This window comes from Clostridium estertheticum (assembly GCF_026650985.1).
In the GTDB taxonomy this organism is placed as follows: Bacteria; Bacillota; Clostridia; order Clostridiales; family Clostridiaceae; genus Clostridium_AD; species Clostridium_AD estertheticum_C.
On the sequence record NZ_CP086239.1, the window covers coordinates 1695450 to 1717648 of the forward strand.

Annotated in this window: 21 protein-coding genes; 10 read left to right on the forward strand and 11 right to left on the reverse strand. The window is 29.3% G+C overall.

The window, feature by feature from the left end:
• Window positions 1-33 precede the first annotated feature (33 nt).
• The 3 genes from LL038_RS08340 to LL038_RS08350 all read right to left on the reverse strand — a co-directional run bounded on the left by LL038_RS08340 (window position 34) and on the right by LL038_RS08350 (window position 3104).
• Window positions 34-852, reverse strand: coding sequence for a carbohydrate ABC transporter permease (locus LL038_RS08340; protein WP_216125224.1), 819 nt, complete (start codon window positions 850-852; stop codon window positions 34-36).
• Window positions 849-1730 carry a carbohydrate ABC transporter permease gene (locus tag LL038_RS08345; RefSeq protein ID WP_375293024.1) on the reverse strand — a complete coding sequence of 294 codons (882 nt, stop codon included), beginning with the start codon at window positions 1728-1730 and terminating at the stop codon, window positions 849-851. Before LL038_RS08345 ends, LL038_RS08340 begins: the two co-directional genes overlap by 4 nt.
• A gap of 69 nt (window positions 1731-1799) precedes the next feature.
• Window positions 1800-3104: an ABC transporter substrate-binding protein gene (locus tag LL038_RS08350; RefSeq protein ID WP_216125223.1), complete on the reverse strand. Its 1305-nt coding sequence runs from the start codon at window positions 3102-3104 to the stop codon at window positions 1800-1802.
• 315 nt (window positions 3105-3419) lie between these two features.
• Between LL038_RS08350 and LL038_RS08355 the strand changes: the two genes are divergently transcribed.
• The 4 genes from LL038_RS08355 to LL038_RS08370 all read left to right on the forward strand — a co-directional run bounded on the left by LL038_RS08355 (window position 3420) and on the right by LL038_RS08370 (window position 7668).
• A complete protein-coding gene (locus tag LL038_RS08355; RefSeq protein WP_216125222.1) occupies window positions 3420-4985 on the forward strand; it encodes a response regulator in 1566 nt (521 codons plus the stop codon).
• A 3-nt stretch (window positions 4986-4988) separates the two neighbouring features.
• On the forward strand, window positions 4989-6758 hold the full coding sequence (locus LL038_RS08360; protein ID WP_216125221.1) for a cache domain-containing sensor histidine kinase: 1770 nt from the start codon (window positions 4989-4991) through the stop codon (window positions 6756-6758).
• A 375-nt stretch (window positions 6759-7133) separates the two neighbouring features.
• Window positions 7134-7256, forward strand: coding sequence for a hypothetical protein (locus LL038_RS08365; protein WP_268056028.1), 123 nt, complete (start codon window positions 7134-7136; stop codon window positions 7254-7256).
• A 154-nt stretch (window positions 7257-7410) separates the two neighbouring features.
• Window positions 7411-7668 (forward strand): hypothetical protein, encoded by a 258-nt coding sequence (locus LL038_RS08370; protein WP_216125218.1) that lies wholly within the window; start codon window positions 7411-7413, stop codon window positions 7666-7668.
• Between the two features lie 51 nt (window positions 7669-7719).
• Here LL038_RS08370 and LL038_RS08375 read toward each other — a convergent pair whose 3' ends face one another.
• From LL038_RS08375 to LL038_RS08390, 4 genes are all read right to left on the reverse strand, one after another.
• Entirely contained in the window at window positions 7720-8226 is a 507-nt protein-coding gene (locus tag LL038_RS08375) for a nitroreductase family protein (RefSeq protein WP_216125216.1), read from the reverse strand.
• Window positions 8227-8445: 219 nt separating this feature from the next.
• Window positions 8446-9105 (reverse strand): PspA/IM30 family protein, encoded by a 660-nt coding sequence (locus tag LL038_RS08380; protein ID WP_216125214.1) that lies wholly within the window; start codon window positions 9103-9105, stop codon window positions 8446-8448.
• 47 nt (window positions 9106-9152) lie between these two features.
• Window positions 9153-9785 (reverse strand): DUF1292 domain-containing protein, encoded by a 633-nt coding sequence (locus LL038_RS08385; RefSeq protein ID WP_216125212.1) that lies wholly within the window; start codon window positions 9783-9785, stop codon window positions 9153-9155.
• A 25-nt stretch (window positions 9786-9810) separates the two neighbouring features.
• Window positions 9811-10251 (reverse strand): hypothetical protein, encoded by a 441-nt coding sequence (locus LL038_RS08390; protein ID WP_216125211.1) that lies wholly within the window; start codon window positions 10249-10251, stop codon window positions 9811-9813.
• Between the two features lie 427 nt (window positions 10252-10678).
• Between LL038_RS08390 and LL038_RS08395 the strand changes: the two genes are divergently transcribed.
• The 3 genes from LL038_RS08395 to LL038_RS08405 all read left to right on the forward strand — a co-directional run bounded on the left by LL038_RS08395 (window position 10679) and on the right by LL038_RS08405 (window position 12906).
• Entirely contained in the window at window positions 10679-11353 is a 675-nt protein-coding gene (locus tag LL038_RS08395) for a hypothetical protein (protein WP_216125210.1), read from the forward strand.
• Between the two features lie 197 nt (window positions 11354-11550).
• On the forward strand, window positions 11551-12363 hold the full coding sequence (locus LL038_RS08400; protein ID WP_216125209.1) for a flagellin: 813 nt from the start codon (window positions 11551-11553) through the stop codon (window positions 12361-12363).
• A 174-nt stretch (window positions 12364-12537) separates the two neighbouring features.
• On the forward strand, window positions 12538-12906 hold the full coding sequence (locus tag LL038_RS08405) for a hypothetical protein (protein WP_216125208.1): 369 nt from the start codon (window positions 12538-12540) through the stop codon (window positions 12904-12906).
• Window positions 12907-13038: 132 nt separating this feature from the next.
• Here LL038_RS08405 and LL038_RS08410 read toward each other — a convergent pair whose 3' ends face one another.
• Together LL038_RS08410 and LL038_RS08415 are read right to left on the reverse strand one after the other, a co-directional pair.
• A complete protein-coding gene (locus LL038_RS08410) occupies window positions 13039-14823 on the reverse strand; it encodes an ABC transporter ATP-binding protein (protein ID WP_216125207.1) in 1785 nt (594 codons plus the stop codon).
• Between the two features lie 2 nt (window positions 14824-14825).
• Entirely contained in the window at window positions 14826-16571 is a 1746-nt protein-coding gene (locus LL038_RS08415) for an ABC transporter ATP-binding protein (protein WP_253199879.1), read from the reverse strand.
• A gap of 189 nt (window positions 16572-16760) precedes the next feature.
• Here LL038_RS08415 and LL038_RS08420 point away from each other — a divergent pair, with 189 nt between their 5' ends.
• The 3 genes from LL038_RS08420 (at window position 16761) to putP (ending at window position 20067) form a co-directional block, all read left to right on the forward strand.
• Complete coding sequence (locus tag LL038_RS08420; protein WP_216125206.1) at window positions 16761-17633, forward strand: AraC family transcriptional regulator; 873 nt, start codon at window positions 16761-16763, stop codon at window positions 17631-17633.
• A gap of 167 nt (window positions 17634-17800) precedes the next feature.
• Complete coding sequence (locus LL038_RS08425) at window positions 17801-18427, forward strand: ankyrin repeat domain-containing protein (RefSeq protein WP_216125204.1); 627 nt, start codon at window positions 17801-17803, stop codon at window positions 18425-18427.
• 155 nt (window positions 18428-18582) lie between these two features.
• Window positions 18583-20067: a sodium/proline symporter PutP gene (gene putP / locus LL038_RS08430; protein WP_216125202.1), complete on the forward strand. Its 1485-nt coding sequence runs from the start codon at window positions 18583-18585 to the stop codon at window positions 20065-20067.
• Between the two features lie 29 nt (window positions 20068-20096).
• Here the strand turns inward: putP and LL038_RS08435 are convergent, their stop codons facing one another.
• Window positions 20097-21281, reverse strand: a complete 1185-nt coding sequence (locus LL038_RS08435; RefSeq protein ID WP_216125201.1) for an ABC transporter permease — start codon at window positions 21279-21281, stop codon at window positions 20097-20099.
• Window positions 21274-22002, reverse strand: a complete 729-nt coding sequence (locus LL038_RS08440; RefSeq protein WP_216125200.1) for an ATP-binding cassette domain-containing protein — start codon at window positions 22000-22002, stop codon at window positions 21274-21276. The genes LL038_RS08435 and LL038_RS08440 overlap by 8 nt, the downstream gene beginning before the upstream one ends.
• Between the last annotated feature and the right edge of the window lie 197 nt (window positions 22003-22199).

A 22199-nucleotide genomic window follows, 5' to 3' on the forward strand; every position in this document is an offset into this window, starting at 1 on the left:
CATCTCCTACTTTCTATTTTATTATAATACATATTATCCTTTAACAGAACCTAGCATTCCTGCAACGAAATGTTTCTGCATTAAAAAGAAAACTATTGCTGTCGGAAGTGTTGCTATTACAATTCCAGCCATAATCATTCCATAATCTGGAGAATAAGATGATCCCATGGTAGAAATAATAAGTGGAACTGTTCTGTTTTCTGGACTTTGTAGTGCAATAAGAGGCCACATATAATTGTTCCAACTGCTCATAAACGTAATAATTGCAGCTGCTGCATAAGTAGATTTCATTGTAGGCACATAGATTCTTGTAAATATTTGAAATTCATTTAATCCATCAATACGCCCTGCTTCTAAAATATCCTTTGGGAAAGATTTCGTATTTTGCCTAAAAAAGAATATTAAAAATGCAGTAGATATACTAGGAATTATTACTGCAGCTGCAGTGTTTAGACCAAAAACTTTAAATGTGCTAAACATCTTAAATAATGGTATCATGAGCGCTGCAAACGGAATCATCATAGATAATAACAAAATATTAAAAACTCTGTCACGAGCTTTATTCCTATATATTTCAAACCCATATCCTGCAAAAGAAGCTACAATTAATGCTAAAATTGTTGTTATAATAGTAATCTTAGCTGAATTCCATAAAGAGGTAGAAAAGTTCAAATCAGAATTAAAAAGATTTTGCATATTTTGTAGTAATTGCGTACCTGGTATTAATGATCCTTTAGACACATCTACTGATTTATTCGTCATACCTATAAGCATCCATATAAATGGGAAAATAGAAACTATGGATATTATACTTAAAAATATATATTTAAATGAGCTTTTTACATTTTTCATTTTTCATCACCTGCCACTTTAAATTGTATTAAGGATAATACAGCTATCATAATTACAATGGTAAAAGATACTGCTGCTGCATAACCGAAATTAGGACTATATTTAAAACTTAAATTGTATATGTATTGTGATATTGTAGTTGATGCATTCCCTGGCCCACCTTTAGTTATATTCATTACTTCATCAAATAATTGCAAAGTACCTGTAGTTGACATTACAGTAGTAAATAGAATAATTGGTTTTAATAAAGGTACAGTAATATGGAAAAATTGTTTTACTCCAGTCGCACCATCTATCTTTGCTGCTTCATAAATGCTTGGATCAATGTTTTGTAAGCCAGCTAAATAAAATATCATGTTATAACCAGTCCAACGCCAAGTTATAGCTATGATTATAGTGATTTTAGCCCAAAAAGGACTCGTGATCCATTCTATGGGAGAAGTTATTAAATGTATGCTTAATAACAAATTATTCATTAACCCATCACTTGAAAATAGACTTTTAAATATTACAGAATATGCTACCAAGGATGTTACACAAGGCAGAAATATTGCAGTTCTAAAAAAGCCTTTGAATTTTAAATTTTTATCATTTAATATTACCGATATAAACAATGCTAGCAAAATCATTATTGGTACCTGAACTACTAAATAAATAAGAGTGTTTGTAACTGCTTTTTTAAATATATCATCAGTAAATAATCTAGTATAATTAGCAATTACTACGAATTTCAGATTATTTCCCATGCCTGATTCTAATGAGGTAATCAAAGCTTTTATCATAGGATAGAAAACAAAGGAAATTATTATAAGTATACTGGGGATAGTAAATAACCAACCTGTCCTATCATAATTTTTGTTTAATTTACTTTTTTTCACAACGGCTGCGCCTCCCTTTTATAAGTTAATCCTTTGTTAATCATTAATTAACAAAGGATTATAATTAAGCTATTTAACTACAGCTGATTCTGCTTGCTTTTGAGCATCTTTAAGTGCTTTATCTATGTCGGCACCACTCTTAACTATAGATTGCACTGTTCCCGTTAATATATCTTCTATACTATAAGTATATAAACCATAGTTTACTGGAGGTATTTGTGTTGTCCATTTAGATAAATCCAGTGCTGTTTTTTGTCCACCATAAAATTCAACTGGTTTTTGATAATTAGCTGTAGTTGATGAAGATTTTAAAGTACTTATAAGATTAATTTTACTAGATAAAGTATTCATAAGTTCTTTATTAGTACCAAAAGTTTTAGCAAGGAAATCTGAAGCTAATTCTGAATCGCCTACCTTGTCTAAAACATACCAACTTGATCCTCCTACATTTGAAGCATTTACTGATGTTTTAACTGCTCCGAGTTTTGGTATTGCTGCCACTGCCCATTTTCCGCTTTGATCCGTTGCTTTAGTTATTGAGCTTGAAATCCAACATCCAGATGGAACCGATGCAACATCACCCTTTTGAAATGCACCTACAAATTGATCCCAATCAGAAACTTGTTTTGTTATTCCCGCTGCCATAAGCTGTTTATATATTTTAATGCTCTCCTTTAATGCTACATTATTTTCTAAATTCACGGTCTTTCCATCATCTTTTACATACCACTGACCAGCTGATTGCATCATTATTCTTATTATTCCTAAATCGTTAGGATCCATGGTTAACATTGCTTTTCCAGTTTTTGCTTTTACCGCTTTACCAATTTCTATGAATTTTTCCCAGGTTATGTTTTCCATATCTGATTTTTTATATCCGGCCTTTTCTATTAAATCTGTTCTATAAAATAGAGCTGCAGCACCACTATCAAAAGGAACTCCGTAAAGCTTTCCATTTAAACTATCTGATTTAAGCTTATAGTCCATAAAATCAGTAGTCTTAACCTTGCTAGACATATCTTTAAAAGAATCAGGATAAGAAGTCAAGAAGTTTTGTGATCTATAATCTTCAATAAGAACTATATTGGGTAACCCTGCTGTTGTATTAGAACTTAAATTTGTATTTAACTTTTGTACTATATCGTTTTGAGCCATCTCTACTATCTGTACGTCTACGCCTTTGTGATCCTTTTCATAAATTGCTTTTGCTTCTTTAGCAGCAACAACATTAAAAGTTCCATCCCATGCCCATATCACAAGTTTTTTGTTTGTAGTAGCTGTTGTAGCACTTTTTTTACTGGCCGTTCCACACCCTGCCATACTAAGTGTCATAATAGCAGTTAGAGCAATAGCTATTAATTTTTTTGTTTTCATAGTTAAAATCCCCCTTTAAATTTGGTTCTTACTCGTCTAAACGATTACAAGTATTTCTAACCTTAGTTTACATCAAATTTTAAAATTCAAATAGTAATATATTTATATAAACTTGTGTTATTTTAATAAATAAGAATTTATTGTTAACACCGAATTTGTACTTTTTTAATATTATATGATTATCTTTGTATACATTTACATTTGTATAGTATATAGTACTAATTGAAATATCTTTAATATTACTATATACTATACAATGTAATAATACTAATACAACTAAGTTATAAAGAAATAATTTTAAAGGATCTGATACCCTTGAGTGACTTTTGCAAAATTTTAATAGTAGACGATGAATATTTGTTAAGACAAGGTATAAAATATCTTGTAGATTGGAATAAAGAAGGTTTCGAAATTATAGGCGAAGCTTCTAATGGAAAGGAAGCTTTAAATTTTATAGAAAAGCTTAAACCCCACATAATAATTTCAGATATAGTTATGCCTATTATGGATGGTGTCGATCTAGCAAAGGTAGTAAAAACAAAATATCCTGAGATACAAATAGTTATTTTAAGCGGTTATAGTGATTTTAACTATGTAAAAGACACTTTCAAATTAGGTATAAATGATTATATTTTGAAACCAAAATTAGATCCACAGGAGATGGTTTTACTTTTAAAAAATACTGCTAGTAATATTCCTGGTTTTGTTATGTCTACTCCTGAAAATAGTAATACTCTAAATATTAACAATTTATTAACCAAATTAATTTCTGGTTTTTATTCTGGTTTAGATGAAAAAATACTAGATGATACTTTTTCTCTTGACTCTTTTTTGCTTATAGGCGATAATATCAAAAAAATAAATAACATAACCTCCATGAGCCTTTTATCTTTGAGATCTATTTTATCTAAAGCTGCAAAAATATATTTAAAAGACTTAATATATTTTGAAGTAGAAGCCGAAAATAATTTTTTCTTACTTGTAATAAATTTAAAAGCTGAAAATTATTCTGAGGTTATAGCTCGAATAAATCTTATGCTTTTGGAAGTTTCAAAGGATATCCCCGAAATATTTTTTGTAATAAGTAATCTTTTTAATTCCTTATATAAATTAGAAGATATTTATATAAACAATTTCAAACCACTACTTGGATATAAATTTTATTTTAAAGGAAAAACTCTTATTACTTATGCGTTATTACCTAAAAACAGCTTAAAAGAAAAATTTGATTTTAAATATTATTCAGGCCAAATATATACACTTAATTTAGATAACGCTTTAATTTATTTAAAGGAGTACCTTTGCCTTTCTATAAAAAATATCAGCATTAATGAATTCGAATTAAAAACACTTTTTGAGAACGCTTTATATAATATTATAAATATTTTAGATGAACTTAATTTTAACATGGAGGAAATGGATAACTCAAAACTAGAATATTTTCAAAGGATAGATGAAACTAAATCTCCTGATGAATTATTAAATTTACTTGATATTATAACCAAAGATACAAAATCAATATTAAATAATGACGAAAGTAAATTAAATGATCATATGATAAATAAAATTATTGAGTACATATCAAATCATTATTATGAGCAATTGTCTCTTAAACAAGTTGCTGATAAATTTCATTTTAACTATTACTACTTATCTTCATATTTTAGTTCTCATAATGCGGAAGGTTTTAGCGAATATCTTAATAAAATACGACTTGAAAAAGCTGTTGAACTTTTAGGAAATGAAAAAATTCCAGTTTCAGAAGTAAGTTTTATGGTAGGGTATTCAGATCATAGTTATTTTTGTAAAGTATTTAAAAAGTTTAAAAAGCTCACCCCAAGTAAATTCAGAAGAAATATTCTAGATAACAAAAGAGGTTAACCAATGACTAAAATTATAAATAAATTAAGGAACAATAGCTTATTCTTTAAACTAACATTAATTATGTTAATTAGCAGTATATGTATTTCTATTATAACTGCACTTACAATAATGAATATTTCAAAGAAAGTATTTATTAATAACTTTAGTGTTACAAACACTAAAAGCTTAAATGAGATTAAAGATACTTCTGCTGATTTAAATGATAAACTTATAAGTCTTATGAACACTATAAATGATAGTTGGGCCTTTCGTCGATACCTTACTGAATATAACATTAGTACAATAGATTTATCCAATATTATATATAACCTTAAACAACATTTAAAAAATGATACCATGAATCTGAATTCTAAAGATATTGATTTTTTATTAATTGGAGCAAATAATTCCACATATATAAGAAGTTCCGCGTTATTAACTATCCCTGTAAACGAAATAAAAGAAAATCAAATAACAAAAAACTCACTTAAAAATCCAGATAAATTACTATATCAATATAGCAACTCTGGATTTAATAGCTTGACAACACATAGAAATGTTATTATCGCTACAAAGGTATTGCACGATCAAAGAACAAAGCAGCAATTTGGTATGTTATATATAAGTATAAATGAAAACACATTTAAAAAGCTCTATTCTAACTTTACAACTAAGAGCAATGATGTTGCAATAATGTCCTATGATGGTACCATCGTATCCTCTAATAAAGAGAATATTATCGGAACTATTGATAAACCCTTGCTTAATATAGCAAAAAATATAGATAATAATAATCTTAAATTTAAAAATGTAAAGTTAAACAATAAAAATTACACGATTTTAGCAGAATATATGCCAATTTATAATTTCTATTTAGTAAACATTATTGATACGAACCTTGCTTTAGAAGATATGTATAATATAAAAGAAATAGTGCTCTTTTGTGGACTAATAATAGCTATTTCAGTTTCAATACTATTTGTAATTACAAGAAAAACTATAAATCCCCTAAGAGTTTTAGTAAAAGAAATGTCTAAAATAACTGAAGGTGACTTTAATAATCATATAAATTTAGCAGGAAGTTCCGAAATAAAAAAATTAAGCAGTTCCTTTAACTATATGTTAGATGATCTAAATAATTATGTAGAGAAGTTACTTATCGCTCAAAAAGAGCAAAGAAAATCAGAATTGTCTGCTCTTCAAATGCAAATTAATCCCCATTTTATCTATAACACCTTAGCCTCTATTAAACTGCTAGTTCTAAAAGAGGATAAAGAAAAAGCAAGCGAAACCATAAATTCATTCATCTCACTATTACAAAATACCATTAGTGAAACCAGTGAAACCATAACTGTAGAGCAAGAAATAGAAAATCTAAAAAACTATGTCTTTATAAATGAAACTAGATGTGGTGATAATATAAAAGTTAATTTTCATGTATTTGAGCAGTGTGTTAATTATAGACTTCCAAAACTAGTCCTTCAGCCCTTTATTGAAAATGCTCTTTTCCATGCATTTTCTGGAAATGAAGAAGGACGTATACACGTGTTTATATCTGTAAAAAATAATAACCTACTTTGTGAAATAATAGATAACGGAATCGGCATGGAAGAATCCCAACTACAAAGTCTATATTCATCCCCTACTTCTAAACATATACATTTTACAGGAATAGGAATTAAAAATGTAGACAATAGAATTAAACTCCTTTATGGAAATGACTATGGAGTAACTATAACTAGCAAAATTAATGTAGGAACTACAATTAATGTTTATTTGCCTTTAATATAGTCAGTTTAATTAAAAACCCAATATTTTAATTAAAGACTGGAATAATAACACCATAGTTAATGCTGTAAACAACCAGTAAAATTCTGGTGCTTCCTTCCAATATATCAAATTATTTTTATGCCCTGAACCACTATCCCTTAAATAATCACTCTCCTAAACTTAGACTAAAAAAACTACTTATATTTTAATGTTTTCTTAATTTTGATTTAATACAAATTTAATCCTGTAAGATTAAAATGAAAAATAATATATAAATGTTTTATTGCAATGGCGTTAATTTTATGGTATTCTTTATGTCAAATGGTATATATAGTAAGTTGAATTTGTATCATTATAAAAATGTAGTATTTAATGAAGAAATGGGGTCAATTTATCATGGAATCTAAATACAAAAACAGTCCTGAAGTATCATGGATTCAAGCTATCTTAATTTCTCTGTGTGTTACAACTCCAGTTCTAGCACTCGTTGGAATCAAAATACTGTTAACTACTATGTAACTCGTCATTATACTGCTTAAATTATTATCAATTAAGATATTTCTTATATCAATAAAATATATCATAACAAGTAGATAAGATTAAAATAAAAAGGGGTGAGAATTATGAAGCTGTCCTCAATTTTAGGTTTATTAATTGTTATAGGAGGCTTAGTATGCTTATTTTATGCAATACCATCAGAGAAGTGAAAAATACAAAACCATTGAATACAGTCTTTGTCAAAAATGGGTTAAAAGCAACCGCTTCAGCTTTATTAACATTAACCCTTGGTTTATCCATCACCATAGGTGTTATAACTCTTTTTAGTAATTATATAGCAATTGAGTTTCATGGGATAATAAAAGAACTAACCGCTATTGTCAAAACAATATTTTCTAAATTTTATGAACGAAACTTAATAAAAAAAATATAACAAATAAACCTTCGACTAATTAATTAATCGAAGGTTTATTTGTTTGCTTATTTATTTATAACTTTCATAATGAACTCTTTTCTTATCAAATCTATCTACAAACTTATTCTCCTGACCATCTGGGTATCCTACTGGGATTAACGCGAAGGCTTCTATATTATCAGGTAAGTTAAACAAATTTTTTATATAACTCATTCTTTCATCAATAGATGCTACCCCAAGCCAAACTGCTCCAAGCCCTAGTTCTACTGCTTGTAAAAGAAGATTTTCTGATGCTGCTCCCATATCTTGTGGTACGCAACCTGGTGCTAATAACCCATCTTTTCTAGATAAAAGAACAAATGTTACAGCTGAAGTAGCAACCATCTTTGAATAAGGGCTTGCTCCTGATAATTTTTTTAATACTTCTTTATCTTCAACGACTAAAAATTCCCAAGGTTGTTGATTTGCTGCTGATGGTGCCTGCATTGCAGCTCTTAAAAGTTTTTCTATTTTTTCCTTTTCAATAGGTCTATCCTCATATTTCCTTATGCTTCTTCTATTAAATATTGCTTCCATTTTGTTACCTCCATATTAATTAAGATTATTTCGATAATTCATTATATTGATTATTATTTTCTCTATGTTACTATTTTACCTCATTGTATCTTAATTACAAGTACGCACTTTTTTATTACATAGTAACTAAAATGATACCTTCTACTTATAAACCTAAAAAATAAAAAAACATATCAATATTTCTATTAGAAATATTGATATGTCTTTGTTTACTGTTAATTATTGTTTAGCATATTTAGCTTTATAAGCTGCTAAATCATCACTTACAGATGTTTTTTCGAGTGCCTCAAATTCATCCTCTAAAGAATCAACTTTGAGTTCTCCTAACCCCTCTGCTAAACATTCTTTTTCCTCTATCTTACGTTCTAATCTATCTAAATCAATACTATTACCTTTTGTTTTAATATTAGCTGTAATTGCATTAACTTCCTGTGCAGCTTCTGCTGTTTTAAGTCTAGCTATTAAGCCATCTCTCTTGCCTCTTAAATCTTTTAAGTCATCTTCTAAATCTACCAAACTTTTCTTCAAGCTATCTGCAGTAATTTTAGCTGAATTATAAGATTTGGATAATGAAACACTAGTAGCTTCACATTCTTTTTGTTTAGCAATTGCTTTACTAGCTAATTCATCATTACCTTTTTCTATAGCTAGTTTTATTTTAGATTCCCAATTAGTCATATCTTCCTTCGCTGAATTCATTTCTCTTTCAAGTCTTTTTACATTTCCAAAAACTACAGCTGATTTAGTCTTTGCTTCATTTAAAGATGCATCCTTATCTCTTATAGCTTGGTCTATAAGCGCTGCTGTATCCTCATTCGCATCTATTATCTTGTTAACTCCCGCTTTTAGGCTATTTCCTAATCTATCAAATATTCCCATTGTTTATATTCCTCCTTATTATCTTTAATGATTATATACATTGTATACTAGCTCTCCATGAATAGTCCAGCTATATTTTCCAGTTCTTCCTCATTTTCTATATTTATATACTCAGTATCTGAGAGTCCATCAGTCATAATATACATTTGTTTATTATCCTCGTTTTCCTTTTCTTGTAGTAATATATACTTTTTATCATATGATTTGCTTTCTACTATTGCTAATATCTCAAATTCAACATTTCTTTCCTTATTTTCATCGTATAATTCAAGTGTCTTAGTGCTTTCTATTATGCAATTTTCTTTTTTATCACAATTCTTAACTCTACATCCTGATAAGCAATTACCACAAGAACTAAAGTTACACTCGTATGCACAATCTATACATTCACACTTAGAACAATTTTGAACTTGATCTAATTGACCTCTATACTTATTATAATATTGACTAACTTCTTTAGTATCATCTACAGCAAAATGCATTAACTTATTAGACGCTTTAATAGATTTGTCTATTATATCAATAAATTCCAAAGATATTTTCTCGAATTTTAAGGCTTTAACTTTATTCTTTAATGTATCATCGCGAAACTCATTAGAATATATCTTTAAAAATAAATCACCATGAGCTTTTACATAAGTATCACTCATTTTGCTTAAATATTCTTTTTCATTACCCATTATTTTTTTAACCCACCCTTACCTTTTATTTACGTTTTCTTTTAATAAATCTATACGCATAGAACATTATTAATAAAATAATAATTAAACCTGCATACCTAAATATCGAACTACCAAATGAATTTCCAAAAAACATCATTGGTATAAAACTTCTATGATTGTTGTTACTATAATTATTATTACTACCTACAATCGGTGTTTTGGTTGTACTATTACTACTTGTACTTGTTGATTTATCACTCGATGGTGATGTTTTATCTGTTGTTGCAGTTGAAGGTTTTGTATAACTATTACTTGATTTAAATCCTCCACTACTGCTACTACTCGAACTTTTACTACTTGAACTACTTGAACTACCACTTGATTTAAATCCACCAGACCTTGATTTAGCATATACATCGAAATTAATTGTTACAAGTAATGCTACCATAAGTAGCATTGATAATATCTTTGATAACTTCTTCAAGCTTATCTCATCCCCCATTTATCGAAAATTCATTATCACTAACATATTTATATCTTATTAAATAAAACTTACTAATATTCCTTAGAGACTTTACAGATTTTCGACTTTTTTATTTTATAAATAAAATCAACCTAAGCCATAATTGCCCACATTTATAGTTATATGATAACATGAATAGAGTATTATTAATAGCTAAGTTAAATTAACTTCATTTATTACTTTGCCATATTTAATATTAATTAAGTCTAAAATATTAATAAATATGTTATAAAATACAAACATAATATTGTATCCAATTTGCTATAAAAATTGTATAATAAAACCAATATATAATTCTCGCATAAATATTTTTCTTTTTAATCAAAACTTTATCTGTAATACAACTGTTTATCAATACAAACCTGTAATAAAAGGAGAAGTTACTTAAATGATAAAAAAAAGCTTCAAAATTAAATCAATACTAATTCTAATACTGATTCCATCACTCCTATTAATATTAGCTTCTTGTAAACAATTAAGCCCTAATATAAATAAGAATAATTCTCTTAGTAATTCCGATTCCCTAATAGGTCCAGCAAATTTAACACCCGAAGTAAAAAATTTAATAAAAATTGGAGGAGCCAATGTTTTTTATGTATTTGAAGTCAAAAATCAAAAGGAAAACTATAAAAAAGTTTCATGTTGGATAGATTTATTTGAGGACGGAAAATTGAAAACTTCTTTTGGCAAAATGACAAGTATGCTGCAGGGAAGTGATAAGGTAAAATATATATCAATATCATTAAATAATTGGAATATTGATAATAATAATAATAATAATAATAATAATAATAATAATAATAATAAGAGAGATCTTATAACTTCTATAATATCAAATAATTCAGTATCTCAAGGCCGCCTCATCGATAAAATAGATTCAAAATCAGGAGAATCATCCGTTGCAAATCAAGAACAAAAGCTCATAGTAGGACAAGATATTAATTTAGCTGCATTTATACAAAATGAAGGAAGTACATCAACCTTTAATTCCATATCAGAAAACATGAAAGAAATACTAAAAAACAAAAAAGTATATATTTTCAGGTGTAAGTTAGAAAAGTAAAAACCCATATAATATCTTTTGCATTATCCGACTTTGCCTTACATTACAGCTTTATTTTAAAGATGCCACCTACCATGTAGGTGGCACCGATTATTGCGCTAAAGATATTAAAATATATTACGATAATCTAATAATAGTATAATTATGAATAAAATATATTTAAAGTATTAAAAGGAAATTTCAAGGAGGAATTTGTTGTGATAATCGGTCATAATATTAGCGCAATGTTTGCCTGTAGACAAATGTCTATTCTTCAAAACAAAATGGGTAGGTCTATGGAAAGATTATCTTCAGGTTTAAGAATAAATAGAGCAGCAGATGATCCCGCCGGTCTTGCTATTTCTGAAAAAATGAGAGGTCAAATTAGAGGATTACAGCAAGCCTCTAGAAATGCCGAGGATGGTATTTCATTACTTCAGACAGCTGATGGAGCACTAAATGAAACACATTCTATGCTTCAAAGAATGTATGAATTAGCTGTTCAAGCAGCTACAGGTACAAACTCTGATGATGATAGACTTCAATTAAATAAAGAGTTTGTTCAATTAAAAGAAGAAATTACAAGAAGTGCGAATCAAACTGAATTTAATACCATACCTTTATTGGGTAAAGATGATAATGAACTTATACTACAAATAGGTGCTAACTCAAATCAATCAATGACTATAAATCTAGAATCTATGACTGGAACTGCATTAAATTTAGATGATGTTAATATATCAACTCTAGAAAATGCTTCTAATGCAATAAAAAGTGTACAGAAAGCAGTTGAAAAGACTTCTTCTTTTAGAGGAACGTTAGGCGCATACACAAATAGATTAGAACACGTAATCTCAGTAAATGATATTACTGCTGAAAATCTACAGTCTGCGGAATCTAGAATAAGAGACGTAGATATTGCAAAGGAAATGATGGAATACTCAAAAAATAGTATTCTATATCAAGTAGCCCAAGCTATGTTATCGCAATCTAATCAACAGGCCCAAAATGTATTACAACTATTGAAATGAGTTTAGTATAAAACAGATCTTTTCCTTCAACGTTAATATAATCTTTTATTTTAATATAATTTGGTTTAAAAAGTATTTTTTTGTTGAAAATTGTACTAAAATAGAATATTATTATAAATAGAGTAAATGATTACTAACTTAAGTTTATAACTATATAATAAGGATGTGTTTTATATGACAACAGCTAATGATAAGAAATATGAATTGGAATTAGACAAAACAAAACAAATACTATTTGCAAAGGCATTTGGTTCATTCAGTCCTGCCGATGCTGATGACTTTGTACGCGATTACACAATAATTCTTAAACCTGTTAATGCAAAAGAATATGAACTTCAATTTGATTGCAAAGAACTAAAAGTTTCAGGAAAAGATACTAAATCAGGTGTTGATATGACCAATATGTTAAAAGGTTGTTTAGAAATGTATAAAAAAGAGGGTTTTAAGAATATTATATTTGATTGTACAAAAAATATAGTACTAAAAATGCAACTTCAAAGGCTCTGTAAGGAAGCTGGGCTTTCAACTGCTACAGTAAAATAATACATTTTCCAAAAATTACATATAAATTTATAAAAAGGCGGATAATGTTTATTGCATTAATCCGCCTTTTCCTTATATTACGGTCTTATTTTAAAGATGCCACTAGCCCTGTGGGTGGCACCTGCTAATCACTTATATAGCTTCAAGCATCCTATATTGACTCATATAAAGCTCATAATATTCACCTTTATATTTCATAAGTTCATCATGACTTCCCGATTCAACAATGCTTCCATGATCAATATACATTATTCTATCTGAATTTTTTATAGTAGAAAGCCTATGAGCTATTATAAATGAAGTTCTTCCTTTTAAAAGTTCTTCAAGCCCTTTTTGAAGTAACATTTCTGTCTCTGTATCTATGCTTGAAGTTGCTTCATCTAAAATTAAAATTCTTGGGTCTGCGAGCAATGCTCTTGCAAAAGATATTAACTGCCTTTGACCAGCTGATAGTCTTGACCCTCTTTCATTTACCTGGGTATTGTATCCTTCACTTAATGTAGATATAAATTCATGAGCCCTAACTACTTTTGCAGCAGCAACAACTTCTTTATCCGTTGCATCAAGCTTGCCATATCTTATATTGTCCATTATAGTACCTGAGAATATAAATGAATCTTGAAGCATAATACCCATCTGTTTTCTTAATGAATTAAGTTTTACGTCTCGAACATTTACTCCATCTATAAGTACCGCTCCACTCTCGAGATCATAAAATCTACTTATAAGATTAATTATAGTGGTTTTACCTGCTCCCGTAGGACCTACTAGTGCTACCGACTCTCCTTTATTTGCTTTGAAGTTTACATCATTTAATATTCTTTGCCCATCATCATAACAAAAATTAACATTTTCAAATTCTACCAATCCCTTTATTTCAGGCATTTCATATGCATCTTGTAAATCTTTAACATTAGGTTCCTCATCCATAGTTTCAAATATTCTTTCCAAATAAGCCATGTTATTTATAATAGCATTATATGTGTTTGCAATATTATTTATCGGTCCCCAGAATCTTCCTATATATGCTATAAAAGCGATAAGTACGCCTATTGTTATAGCCCCATTTGCTATCCATGCCACTCCCATAATGTAAACTGCAACCACAACTAAATTCCCAATATTATCAACAAAAGGTCCCATTAAGAATTGAATTTTTATAGCGTGCATCCAAGCCTTCCTATAATTATCACTAAGTTCATTAAATATTTTTAAATTTTCTTTTTCTCTAGAAAAAGATTGAGTAACCTTCATACCACATATACTTTCGTGAATATACGCATTTACGTTTGATGATTTACTACTTAAAACCTGAAATGCTTTTCTTTGAAGTGACTTAATAGTAAAAGCAGCTCCTGCGAGTATTGGAAGTCCAACAAGACCAATCAGTGTAAGTCTAACATCTATTAAAAACATAAATACAATAATGACAATCAAACTAAAACTATCTGTAATTAAATTAATGATACCATTTGATAAAAGGTCGTTTAATGAATTTACATAATTAACTACCCTTACTAATATCTTACCATGCGGTCTGCTATCATAATAACTAAATGGAAGTTTTTGTAGGTGCTCAAATAAATCTTTTCTTATGTTTAAAATTACACTTTGTCCTATATCTGTCATAGACTTTATTTTTATGTTTAAACAAACTCCATTAATAATTACTGTAACTAAATATATTAAACTAAGTATTATAAGCCCCGTTACATCTTTATTTGGTATCTTACTATCCAGCGCTACCTTAATAAGGTATGGCCCAATGAGATTTGCAACTGATGCTATTAGCATAATTACTATAGTTATAACCATTTTTTTCTTATAAGGTATAACATATCTCATAAGTCTTTTAACGTGTCCCATATTAAATTCTGATTCTAATTTTTCATCTACATCATACTTATTTCTAGCCATTTTTAACCTACCTCCTTCCCCTTTGCATCATCAAAATTACCAAATTGGTTAATATACACATTATAATATTCACCCTTCTTTACGAGCAATTCACTATGAGTTCCTCTTTCTACAATTCTTCCATTATTGAGTACTAATATCATATCTGCATTTTTTACCGAAGATATTCTATGCGCAATAATAAATGTAGTCTTATCCTTAAAATATTTGTCCAGTGAATGTCTTATATTATTTTCTGTTTGTATATCAAGGCTAGAAGTAGTATCATCAAGTATTATTATAGATGGATTTTTTAGTAGAGCTCTCGCAAGTGAAATCCTTTGCTTTTGCCCTCCAGAAAGTCCCACTCCTCTCTCACCAACAATCGTATCATATCCCTCCTCCATCTTGTTTATGAAATCATCAGCGCCAGCAATGCTAGCTGCCCATCTAACTTCATCCATTGATGCTGTAGGCAACCCATAGGCTATATTTCCTTCGATAGTATCAGAAAAAAGAAATATATCTTGCATAGCTACCGCTATATTTTTGCGTAAACGCCTTAAATTAAAATCTTTTATATCATAACCATCAATTAATATTTCTCCTTTTGTGCATTCATAAAATCTACATAACAAACTTACGAAAGTAGACTTACCAGAACCCGTATGTCCTATTATTGCAATGGTTTGCCCAGGGCTTACTTTCAAATTTATATTCTCAAGTACTTCTTCATCCCCATAATTAAAGTTTACATTTTTAAACTCTATATTACCCTTTATCCTATCTTCTTCCACTTGATTTTCTGAGTTTTTAATTTTAGGTTTAGTATTCATAAGCTCAATTATTTTCTCACCGGACGCTGAAAACCTTTGAATATCATTAATTAACCAACCTGCCATTCTCATTGGGTTATTTATTGTAAATATCATAGCATTAAAAGTAACCAAATTTCCTATGGTTATACTTTGGTTAATTACCATAATTCCACCTACAAGAATAATTACTATATTAAGACTTATAGATAACGAGTCTATAATAGGAAGATATTTTCCCCAAACTTTTGCAGAATCAATATTCCTTTTTCTAAATTCATCATTCTCTTTTCCAAATTTTCCAATTTCAAATTCTTCCTTAGCAAAAGCCTTTACTACTCTATTACCACTTATGTTTTCTTGTGCTACTGAGTTAAGTTTTGAGAACTGCTGCCTTACATTAAAAAAAGTTGGTTTTACATCTATTGCTAGCTTTCTTGCAAAATAAGCTATTGGAGGTGTAAACATAAGTAAAATCAATGTAAGTTTATAATTAATTGAAAACATAATTGCTATTCCAAACAAAAATATAAATGAATTCTCTAAAACGTTATAGCATACCCATGCAAGAAAATGCCTTACTGCATCGATATCACCTGTCATTTTATTCATTATATCTCCAGTACTAGTTTTATCAAAAAAGTCAAAATCAAGTTTCTGAAGATTACTATAAATATCATTTCTAATATCAAATATAGAATCTTGCGACATATTTTCGAGTAAGATCAAAAAAACATACCTTAATATAGACCTAAGCAATATTACTGCTGTAATAACTCCTAATAACGGAATTAATATATTACTTTCTTTTCCCATAATAACCTTATCTACAATTGTTCCAGATAAATATGGTGCAACCATATTCATAGCAGAACATATAATAACTAGTATAAAACCTATTATTATTTTAATATTGTATTTTTTTGCATATTTCCAAACCCATCTAAAAGCCATAATTACCACCCCATATCTTTTTTCTCTATACTATTATCATGTATATGCTTATATAATAAAATGTACTATCCACACTAATTTAATGTCAATTCTTATTTTATAGAATAAAGATTTAATTATGCTTTGATTATTTGTATTTAATGACTTATAATATACTTAAAATATAGAATAATTTTACAGAGGTAGATTATGTGTAATTTAAAAATCGATTTAGATGATTTCAACCCGAAAATGTTATATACTTTCACAAAAAAATTCAATGATAAAAGTGATGTAACCTATCATTGCCATGATTTTCTATCCATAATATATGTTTTAGCAGGCACATGTACCTACAATATTAGTGGTGTTCCACACATTGTCAAAAAAGGGGATCTGCTTGTTTTAAACCCTCATGCATATCATGGAAAAATTCTTCCCATGGGTAGTGAAATTCATGAATTTCACGTAGGTTATGAAAACCTTCACATAAAAGGACTTCTGCCAGATCATTTTCTTGAAAATCATGTATCACCTATTATTAATGTATCCAAATATGAAAATGAACTTCTAAAACTTTGTTCAGACGTTATTTCAGAGCAAAGTAGAAACCAACCAGCCCTACAGTTATCTCTAAAAGGTCTGGGTATTAAACTTCTTTCCATTCTTTTTAACGCAACTTTTGAAAGCTCGACTCTAAAACAAAAAGGAATATTAAATCTTGAAAACTACGATAACACAACTATTGTGAATACAGTTTTAGAATTTATAAACGAAAATTTTATGCATAGTCTTTCTTTAGAAGTAATATCGCAAAACATGTACCTTAGTCCCGTTTATATTTCTAAACTTTTTAAAGAAAGTACAGGTACTTCACCGATAAATTATCTAATAAAACTCAGACTTTCAAAAGCAAAACACTCCCTTGAAATTGGAGACCAATCCATAAAAAAAATAGCTTTATCTGTCGGTTATCCTGACATGTATCACTTTAGCAAACTTTTTAAAAAATATTATGGCTATCCTCCGTCAAAATTAAAACGTAAATCAGATGATAATCATCTTATCAAATTAAATACATAAATTAGGACTTTTATGGCAAAAGTATAGTTTTAATTATATTAATTTTCATTTAAGCCTTGCTATGTTAAAATAATATTAGCTATAAAATTAAATTTAAAGCTAATATTAGCATATCAAAGACTTAAATATTTAATTTTGTAAACTATTTAATTAACAGGAGGTGCAACATGAAAATATTCGAAGGCTTATTCGCGGCAAAACCTAAATCAGTTTATAGATTTATAGATGATGGCAACGTAGATGCAATAAGAGATTATTTAAATAACGCTAAAGATTTAAATCCTGATCTTAAACTTGAAAATATACTTTATTATGCTATTGATAATTGCCAAAATAATTATTTTAAAACAATTGAACTTCTGATAAATAACGGTGCAGATATTAACGCTCATAATAGTGACCTCTTAGAAACCCCTCTTCATAAACTTTGTGCAAGGATAAAACCTCATATAGATGTAATAACTATGATACTTAAAAAGGGTGCTAAAGTTAATGCAATCAACATATCTGGTAAAACTCCCGTATTTTACTGTAGCTTTAATTATTCTGTGGAGCTTCTCAATTTACTTGTAGAATATGGAGCAGATATAAATATACGGGATAAATACAAAAACACTCTTCTTCACGATGATTATATCAACTGTTTTGATGAACATTTCGAAGAATTTTTAAAGTCGCTAATAAATTTAGGCTTTGACATAAATTCAACAAATTCCACAGGTTACACTCCCTTAGATCTTTGTGAGAACAAAAAAATTGCAGATATTTTAATAAAATATAATGGAAGCAAGTAATATAATCAGAAAATCACCTGTAAAATATACAGGTGATTTTCTGATTACGCTTTACTATTATTGTTCCAATTTTTCCATAAACATGATAATATATTTATATATTTCTACATTTTATGCACATTATAAAACCTAAATTAGAATAAAGGAGATTCCGAATGAAATTTTACTCGCTTTTAGCAATAGTTTTATACTTACTCATTTTACTTGTAATAGGATACTATTCCTACAGAAAGACCAAGAATATTTCTGATTATATGATTGGAGGAAGAAGTTTAGGGCCTATGGTTACAGCCTTGTCTGCAGGTGCCAGTGATATGAGTGGATGGATGCTTATGGGCCTACCTGGAGCTGTATATGCTACAGGCATTTCAAGCATTTGGCTTAGTGTCGGATTAACTATAGGGGCCTATTTTAATTATCGCCTGCTTGCTCCAAGATTTAGAATCTATACTGAAGTTGCTAGTGATTCTTTAACTGTGCCAGATTATCTTGAAAATAGATTCAAAGATAACTCTAAAATGCTAAGAATTGTATCAGGCATAATAATACTTGTTTTCTTTACATTATACGTTTCCTCAGGCATTGTCGCTGGTGGAAAATTATTTAGGGACTTATTTGGATTCACATACACTTCTGGCGTAGTAGTGACATTATCTATAGTTGTAATATATACATATTTTGGAGGCTTTTTAGCCGTAACTTTAACAGATTTTTTTCAAGGCAGTCTTATGTTTATTGTACTAGTTATCGTGCCTATTGTAGCCTATACGAATCTAGGAATAGATCCTGGTACTTTTGTTAATAAGGTAAAACATATTGATCCTGCATTATTTGATGTACTTCGCGGAACAAGTTTATCTACAATAATAGGATTTTTAGCCTGGGGCCTTGGTTACTTTGGTCAACCTCATATCATAGTTCGTTTTATGGCTATTAAATCCGCAAAAGAACTTAAATCAGCAAGAAGGATAGGAATAGGTTGGATGGCGATTGGACTTCTGGGCTCTATGGCAAGTGGACTTATAGGGCTTGTATATTTTACATCCATAAGCCAACCCTTAAAAGATCCTGAAATGGTTTTTCTTCGCCTTGGTGATGTACTATTCCATCCCTTTGTTACTGGGATAATACTCTCAGCAGTACTTGCTGCCATTATGAGTACCATTTCTTCTCAGCTTTTGGTTTGTTCAAGCTCTATAACAAAGGATTTTTATCTTACATTTCTTAATAAAGAAGCAACAGAGAAAACTCAAATGTTTGTTGGAAGAATATCTGTCCTTATAATTGCAGCTTTTGCAGTAATATTTGCATATGTTCCAAACAAAACTATTCTTAATATAGTAGGTCAAGCATGGGCGGGCTTTGGTTCTGCTTTTGGACCAATGCTTCTCCTTAGTCTTTACTGGAAGAGAATGACTAAGTGGGGTGCATTATCAGGTATGGTTGTAGGTGGCTTAACAGTTATTATATGGATTCTTACTGGATTATCGGCTCATTTGTATGAAATGATTCCGGGCTTTAGTCTATCTCTTATAGCTGTTATAGTTGGAAGCCTTTTAACAAAACAACCTGATGAATCCGTAATATATGAATTTAAAACCATGGAAAAAGACTTAATGGATATAACAAAGGCACCCTAGGGTGCTTTTGTTATATCCATATTTGAATTCTAAGATCTAAATATCACACTTTCCTTATTAAACATATGTCTTGCTAGAATAATAGCCGCTATAGTATAAACTATAGACCATACTATTGTTATTCCTATATGACCATAATTATAAATTCCACTTGTAAGTTCCTTAACCACTGAGCTTACACTAAGTAGTGGTATGTTAAAATAAATAAAAGGTATATTTTTTGCATCCATATACATAGTTCCATAAGCAGCAAATATAGGGACAATTGAAAATGGTGTCAAATATGTTTGAGCTTCCTTGAAAGAACGAGCATATATGCTTACAGCTAGTTCAAGTGCACCGAAAAACATTGTTGTTATTATTGTTATTACTCCAATTAAGGCTATTGATTTATACCCTAGACCAATTGATGAACTTCCATTTCCGAACATCCCACCAGGAATTTTCATTGAAACTAGAAGACCAATCATTGAGCATACCGATACTATAAAACCCATTATTGTTATTGCATAGAGTTTTCCTGTTAATATGTAATGTCTTCCAGCTTTTGTAGTTAAAAGCGGTTCAAGTGTTCCACGTTCCTTCTCACCTGCCCCTAGGTCTGTTGCTGCTGCAATAGTTCCTGTTGCACTATAAAGAAGCACGAATATAGGAATAAGCATTCCTAATACTATCTGACCTTGTGCACTTTCTTCCTTTTGAAAACTTGTTTTAGCAACCGTTATCGGCGTTAATATCTTTATATCAATATTCCTTTTTGTTAATCTACTTCCCACTATTTCCTTGCTTAATTCATCTATTATACCAGTTACCTTGCTGAGTGCAATCGAAGATTTTTGACTTGTATTATCGTAAAAAATCTTTATACCAGAATTATTACCCTTTGAAATAAATAGATCAAAATCCTTTGGTATTTCCACAAACAGTAGTGCCTTTCCATCCTTTACTGCTTCTTGTCCATCAGTGCCACTTATAAATTTTATAGACTTATCTTTTTTTAGTACTTTACCAAGGCTACTATCCCCTTTATCCACCATTACAATCTTCGTATTTTGATTAACATCGACCTCAGCGCTATTCATAGTTTTCCCCATAATAAAACTAAGTACTGGCATTAGCAAAAGAGGAATAAGTAAACTTACTATTATTGTCTTTTTATCTCTAAGCATATCCTTAAGTTCTTTTAGTAATATTACACTAACTAATTTATTCATTGCTGCCCCCTATAAGTTTTACAAAAATATCTTCCATATCTTTATTGTCATATTTAACCTTAAGCTCATTTATTATTCCATGTTCCACGACTTTACCCTTATGTATTATTACAACTCTATCACAAAGTTTTTCGACCTCTACCATACTATGACTTGAGAAAACTATAGCCTTACCTTCTGACTTACACTTAAATATAAAATCTTGAATAAGTCTTGTGGCAGAAACATCAAGTCCGGTGCTTGGTTCATCAAATAACATAACGGAAGGCTTATGGACAATACTTCTTGCAATTGCTACCTTTTGTTTCATACCTCTTGAGAATTTACCTACCCGTTTATCTATAAATTCACTCATTTCAAGCTCGCTCACAAGTTCTTCTATACTTTTTTTTGCATCAACTTCGCTCATACCGTTCAATTGGGCAAAATACATTATATTTTCTCTTGCTGTAAGCCTGTCATATAGACCAACCTCTCCACCAAATAAAATTCCAATTTCTCCTCTAATATTTTCAGGCTCCTTCACTAAATCATATCCTGCAATCTTCCCTTCCCCCTCTGTTACCTTAAGCATAGTTGCAAGCATTCTCATTATAGTTGTTTTCCCAGCTCCATTTTCTCCAATAAGGCCTAGTATTTCTCCCTTATTAACAACAAACGAAACTCCTTCCACTGCAATAAAATTTTTAAACTTTTTAGTAAGTTTTTTTACCTCTAACAATTTAATTCCCCCTCCTGTAAAATATAATAATATGTATTTAAATAGTATCTTAACAAATTGCTAATATATAACTAACTCATTCTTAATACATTCCACATAATAAGTCCACATTCCTTTAAAATAATTTTAAGGAATATAGACTTATTAATGAAGCAAATAATTCAATAAACATAATAGATAACTATTTATTTCTTTCT

Bases quoted from the DNA above. Each gene is read 5' to 3' on its own strand.
- LL038_RS08340 (WP_216125224.1), bottom strand. From the start codon at position 852: ATGAAAAATGTAAAAAGCTCATTTAAATATATATTTTTAAGTATAATA.
- LL038_RS08350 (WP_216125223.1), bottom strand. From the start codon at position 3,104: ATGAAAACAAAAAAATTAATAGCTATTGCTCTAACTGCTATTATGACA.
- LL038_RS08360 (WP_216125221.1), top strand. From the start codon at position 4,989: ATGACTAAAATTATAAATAAATTAAGGAACAATAGCTTATTCTTTAAA.
- LL038_RS08365 (WP_268056028.1), top strand. From the start codon at position 7,134: ATGGAATCTAAATACAAAAACAGTCCTGAAGTATCATGGATTCAAGCT.
- LL038_RS08370 (WP_216125218.1), top strand. From the start codon at position 7,411: ATGCTTATTTTATGCAATACCATCAGAGAAGTGAAAAATACAAAACCA.
- LL038_RS08375 (WP_216125216.1), bottom strand. From the start codon at position 8,226: ATGGAAGCAATATTTAATAGAAGAAGCATAAGGAAATATGAGGATAGA.
- LL038_RS08380 (WP_216125214.1), bottom strand. From the start codon at position 9,105: ATGGGAATATTTGATAGATTAGGAAATAGCCTAAAAGCGGGAGTTAAC.
- LL038_RS08385 (WP_216125212.1), bottom strand. From the start codon at position 9,785: ATGGGTAATGAAAAAGAATATTTAAGCAAAATGAGTGATACTTATGTA.
- LL038_RS08395 (WP_216125210.1), top strand. From the start codon at position 10,679: ATGATAAAAAAAAGCTTCAAAATTAAATCAATACTAATTCTAATACTG.
- LL038_RS08405 (WP_216125208.1), top strand. From the start codon at position 12,538: ATGACAACAGCTAATGATAAGAAATATGAATTGGAATTAGACAAAACA.
- LL038_RS08410 (WP_216125207.1), bottom strand. From the start codon at position 14,823: ATGGCTAGAAATAAGTATGATGTAGATGAAAAATTAGAATCAGAATTT.
- LL038_RS08415 (WP_253199879.1), bottom strand. From the start codon at position 16,571: ATGGCTTTTAGATGGGTTTGGAAATATGCAAAAAAATACAATATTAAA.
- LL038_RS08420 (WP_216125206.1), top strand. From the start codon at position 16,761: ATGTGTAATTTAAAAATCGATTTAGATGATTTCAACCCGAAAATGTTA.
- LL038_RS08425 (WP_216125204.1), top strand. From the start codon at position 17,801: ATGAAAATATTCGAAGGCTTATTCGCGGCAAAACCTAAATCAGTTTAT.
- putP (WP_216125202.1), top strand. From the start codon at position 18,583: ATGAAATTTTACTCGCTTTTAGCAATAGTTTTATACTTACTCATTTTA.
- LL038_RS08435 (WP_216125201.1), bottom strand. From the start codon at position 21,281: ATGAATAAATTAGTTAGTGTAATATTACTAAAAGAACTTAAGGATATG.